Below are 4,411 nucleotides of genomic sequence, written 5' to 3' on the forward strand. Positions count from 1 at the left end.
TGTTGCTGACGGGGATGGGGGAGGACGGGGCCCGGGGGATGCTGGCGATGCGCCGGATGGGAGCGCTGACGGTGGCGCAGGACAGCGGGAGCTGTGTGGTGGACGGGATGCCGGGAACGGCGAGGCTGCTGGGCGCGGCGAGCCAGACACTCACCCCCTCGGAGATGTTCTCGCTGATGGGCTCGCTGGTGAGACCGTGACTCGTGTCCCGTGACTCGTGTCAAAGGATTCGTCTCGTCGAGACTCGAGCGATTCCAGGGCGAGACAGGTGGAGCCGCCAGTAGCCGAGTCCTTCTGCCTACTTGCGGCTGGCCCACGGGGTGCAGACTGCCTGGCGGGCACACGCAGCAAGTGGGGGGGGAAGGGGATGGGCTGGCCGCTGAGGATGTTCCAGGAGGAGGGCTATTACTTCGTCACGTCCAGGTGCTTCCAGGGACGGTTGCTGCTGCGTCCCAGCCAGGAGGTGAATGAGGTGGTGGGGGGCGTGTTGGCGCGGGCCGTCCAGCAGAGCGGCGGCATGGTGCGGTTGCACGCCTTCACCTTTGCCTCCAACCATTTCCACCTGCTGGTGTGGGCGCGGGGAGCGGCACTCGCGGGTTTCATGCAGTACCTGCGCGCCAACCTCTCGCGGAAGGTGGGGCGGCTGGTGGACTGGAGTGGTGGCTTCTGGGAGAGGCGCTACTCGGCGGAGCCGGTGCTGGACGACGAGGCGCTGGTGGGACGGCTGCGCTACGTGCTGGCTCACGGGGTGAAGGAGGGGCTGGTGGAGAAGTGCGCCGAATGGCCGGGACTCACGTGCCTGCCGCAGTTGCTGGGGCCGGCACGGCGGCTGTTCCGGTGGTTCAACTGGACGAAACGCTGGAGCAAACGGGGCAGCGAGGACATGGGAGGAGCGCAAGGGCGCTTCGCGCGGCAATGGGCCGAGCCAGTGGAGCTGGAACTGGCACCACTGCCATGCTGGAAGGGCTTGGGAGAAGAAGAGAGGCAGCGGGCAGTGCGGGGGCTGGTGGAGGACGTCGAGGCCGAAGCCCGCGCACGAGGCAAACCCGCATGGGGGAGGCGGGCCGTCGTGACACAGCACCCGCATACCCGGCCCGAGCACCTCGAGCGCAGCCCTCGGCCGCTAGGGCATGCGTCCACGCGACAGGCCCTGCGGGAGTTGCGCGAGCAGTACCGTGCCTTCGTCGCGGCGTTCCGAGAGGCGGCGGCTCGGTGGATGCAGGGGGACTTCTCGGTCTGCTTTCCCCCCTTCTCCTTCCCACCGCGTGTCCCACCGGGGCGCATCGGCTTGGCGGTATTGCTCTGTTCGTCTACCTGACGGGAGCGCCGTACGAGATGGCGCCGTACCGTACGAGATGTCTGACCCCCGGGAGACACCCTCCGGGAGCGGTGCGAGAGCTTGAATTCTCTGATACCTGCTCTGGATGGACTTTTCCGCGCTCGCTCTTTCACAGCCGCTGCTGCAGGTCCTGGAGGAGCTGGATTTCAAGGTCGTCACGCCCATCCAGGCCCAAAGCATTCCAGTGTTGTTGCAGGGCAGAGATCTCATCGGCCAGGCGCGGACGGGAAGCGGGAAGACCGCGGCCTTCGCGCTGCCCATCCTTGAGAAGCTTCAGCTCCAGCAGCGGCGACTCCAGGCGCTCGTTCTCTGTCCGACGCGGGAACTCTGCGCTCAAGTGGCCGGAGAGTTCCGCCGGCTGGGGCGGAGATTGCCTGGGCTCCAGATCCTCGTGCTCGCAGGAGGGCAACCTGTGCGGCCCCAGGTCAACGCGCTCGAGAAAGGCGCCCACGTCGCTGTTGGGACTCCCGGCCGCATCCTGGACCTCCTCCAACGGGAAGCTCTCGACACGAGTCGGCTTGCCACCGTGGTGCTCGATGAAGCCGACCGAATGCTCGACATGGGCTTTCGGGAGGACATGGAGCGCATCCTTGGCGCGACTCCTTTGATACGCCAGACGGTGCTCTTCTCGGCGACATTCCCTCCGACCATCGAGGCGATGAGTCGTGCCTTCCAGAAGGAGCCCACGCGCGTGACGGTCGTGGAGGCCGAGGCGGCTTCTGACATCCAGCAGCTCTGTTACGCCTGTGCGCCCGAAGCGAAGACGGAGATCCTGCTACGAGTTCTCCGACACCACCAGCCGAACTCGGCCATCGTGTTCTGCAACCTCAAGGCGACGGTCGTCGAGCTGACGCGGGCGCTGGCTGCGGCGGGGGTGAGCGCGGACGGTCTCCAGGGAGACCTGGAGCAGAGCGAGCGCGACCGCGTCATGGCGAAGTTCCGCAATCACAGCACGCGGATCCTCATCGCGACGGATGTGGCGGGCCGGGGCATCGACGTCGAGGCGCTCGATGCCGTCATCAACTTCGACCTTCCCTCGCAGCCGGAGCCCTACGTGCATCGCATCGGTCGTACGGGGCGCGCGGGAAGGAGGGGGCTGGCGCTCTCCCTCGTCACGCTGGCGGACGAGCGCAAGGTGGTGGACATCGAGGACGCCACGGGTGTGACGCTGGAGCGCGCGAGCGTGGACGCACTCCCCCCGGCGGACCCAAAGGGTGGGGTGTCACTGAAGGCGGCCTGGGAGACGCTGTGCATCTCGGCGGGGCGCAAGGACAAGATGAGACCGGGGGATATCCTCGGGGCCCTGACGGGGGAGGCTGGGGGGCTGAGTGCCGCCCACATCGGGAAGATCGAGATCCAGGATCATCTCGCCTACGTCGCCGTGTCCAAGGACCTCGTGCGTGTGGCGCTCCAGCGACTGCGCGAGGGCCGCATCAAGGGGCGCAAGCACCGGATTGACTGGGTGAGGTAGCGCACACGAAGAAGGCCTGCCCCGGGATGCTCACCAGGGCAGGAAAGGTGTCAGACACTTCGTAAGAGGAACGGTGTCAAACACTTCGTAAGGAGCGCTCTCGCCTACCGGCCCCGTCGTCCGCCGCCGCCACGGCCTCGCGGGGCCGCGCCCGCCCCGCGAGGAGGACCCGCCCTCCGCCCTCCCGCCTTGCCGCCCGGGCGCTCCGTGCCTCGGGGGCCGCGCTTCCCCGGGCCCATGCTCTTCCCGCGCGTTTCCCCTCGCGCTCCCCTCGCGGTGTCCCGATCGCGCACGCCTTCACCCCGGCGCGCGGGCTTCCCGCGACGGGCGCCTTCCCCTTCGAACGCACGCTCCCTGCGCGGGGCCTCCTCCCTCCCGCGACGAGGAGCCGTGCCACGGGTGGAACCCCCGCCACGGCCCGGTGCCTCCCGGCGGCCGTCATCCCTGCCGCGACGCTCCTGGCCCTCGCGCTGGGGGCCCGCTGCCGCGCGGGTCTTGCTCCTCCCACCGCTCGCGGCCCGGGCGGGGGCGCGCTCCACCTTGCGCGCCGGGCTCCTGCCGCGGGCGGCGCCCTCGTGGCGAGGCGCCTTCCCGCGGCGCAGATCCTTCTCGGTGGGGAACTCGTCCGACGCGCGGGCGCGCGGGGGGCTTCCGGACCGGCTCTGGTCCGCGTCCTCCTTGTCACCCTTGAACGTCTCCAGCTCCTCCCGGAAGACGGAGTCCGTGCGCGGCACGTCGGCGCGCGGCAGGGGCATGCGGATGATGCGCTCGATGGCGCGCACGGTATCCTCGTCCCGCTCGGTGACGAAGGTCGAGGCGCGCCCGCTGGCTCCGGCGCGCGCCGTGCGGCCGATCCGGTGGACGTAGTCCTCCGGCGAGTGGGGCAGGTCGAAGTTGATGACGTGCCCGATGTCATCCACGTCCAGGCCGCGCGAGGCGATGTCGGTGGCCACCAGGCAGCGGTACTGCCCCCGCCGGAAGCCCTCGAGCGCCTGGCGGCGCTGTCCCTGCGTGCGGTCGGAGTGGATGGCCGCGCTCTTGTAGCCCGCGCGCTTGAGGACCTCCTGCACCTTCTCGGCGCGCTCGCGGGTGCGGGTGAAGACGATGGCGCTCAGCTGGTCCCTGGCGAGCAGGCTGAGCATCAGCGGGTACTTCTCCGCCGGCTCGACCTCGTACATCCGCTGCACGGCGCGCGCGGCGGGAGTCCCGCTCGGGGTGACCTCCACCCGGACGGGACGGCGCAGCACCTCCTGGGCGAAGAGGGTGACGTTGTGGCCGAGGGTGGCGGAGAAGAGGAGCGTCTGGCGCTCGCGGGGCAGGGCGGCGAGGATCCGCTCCAGCTCGGGCTGGAAGCCCATCTCCAGCATCCGGTCCGCCTCGTCCAGCACGAGCATGCGCACCGCCGAGAGGTCCGCCACTCCCTCCTTCAACAGGTCGGCCAGCCGGCCGGGGGTGGCGAGCACCAGGGAGGGATGCTGGCGGAGCGCCTCCACCTGGGCGGCCATGTCCGTGCCGCCGATGACCACGGCCCGGGAGACCCCGCGGGGCTCACCGAAGAAGGTGGCCTCCTCGGCGATCTGCTGCACCAGCTCGCGGGTGGG

General features: G+C 69.8%; 4 protein-coding genes. 3 read left to right on the forward strand and 1 reads right to left on the reverse strand.

Annotated elements, in window-relative coordinates; all coding sequences use genetic code 11:
- The 3 genes from VF794_RS19015 to dbpA all read left to right on the forward strand — a co-directional run.
- Positions 1-200: chemotaxis protein CheB (locus tag VF794_RS19015; protein WP_331112392.1), on the forward strand; the 200-nt coding region annotated here is incomplete at its 5' end.
- 167 nt (positions 201-367) lie between these two features.
- Entirely contained in the window at positions 368-1,318 is a 951-nt protein-coding gene (locus VF794_RS19020; protein WP_331112394.1) for a hypothetical protein, read from the forward strand.
- A 106-nt stretch (positions 1,319-1,424) separates the two neighbouring features.
- Entirely contained in the window at positions 1,425-2,810 is a 1,386-nt protein-coding gene (gene dbpA / locus VF794_RS19025) for an ATP-dependent RNA helicase DbpA (RefSeq protein WP_331112396.1), read from the forward strand.
- A 104-nt stretch (positions 2,811-2,914) separates the two neighbouring features.
- Here dbpA and VF794_RS19030 read toward each other — a convergent pair.
- The coding region (locus tag VF794_RS19030; protein WP_331112398.1) for a DEAD/DEAH box helicase at positions 2,915-4,411 on the reverse strand (1,497 nt) is incomplete at its 5' end.

This window comes from Archangium sp. (assembly GCF_036389735.1).
In the GTDB taxonomy this organism is placed as follows: Bacteria; Myxococcota; Myxococcia; order Myxococcales; family Myxococcaceae; genus Archangium.

What these genes read in the sequence shown, in the direction of transcription:
- VF794_RS19020 (WP_331112394.1), top strand. Translation starts at nt 368, where the DNA reads ATGGGCTGGCCGCTGAGGATGTTCCAGGAGGAGGGCTATTACTTCGTC.
- dbpA (WP_331112396.1), top strand. Translation starts at nt 1,425, where the DNA reads ATGGACTTTTCCGCGCTCGCTCTTTCACAGCCGCTGCTGCAGGTCCTG.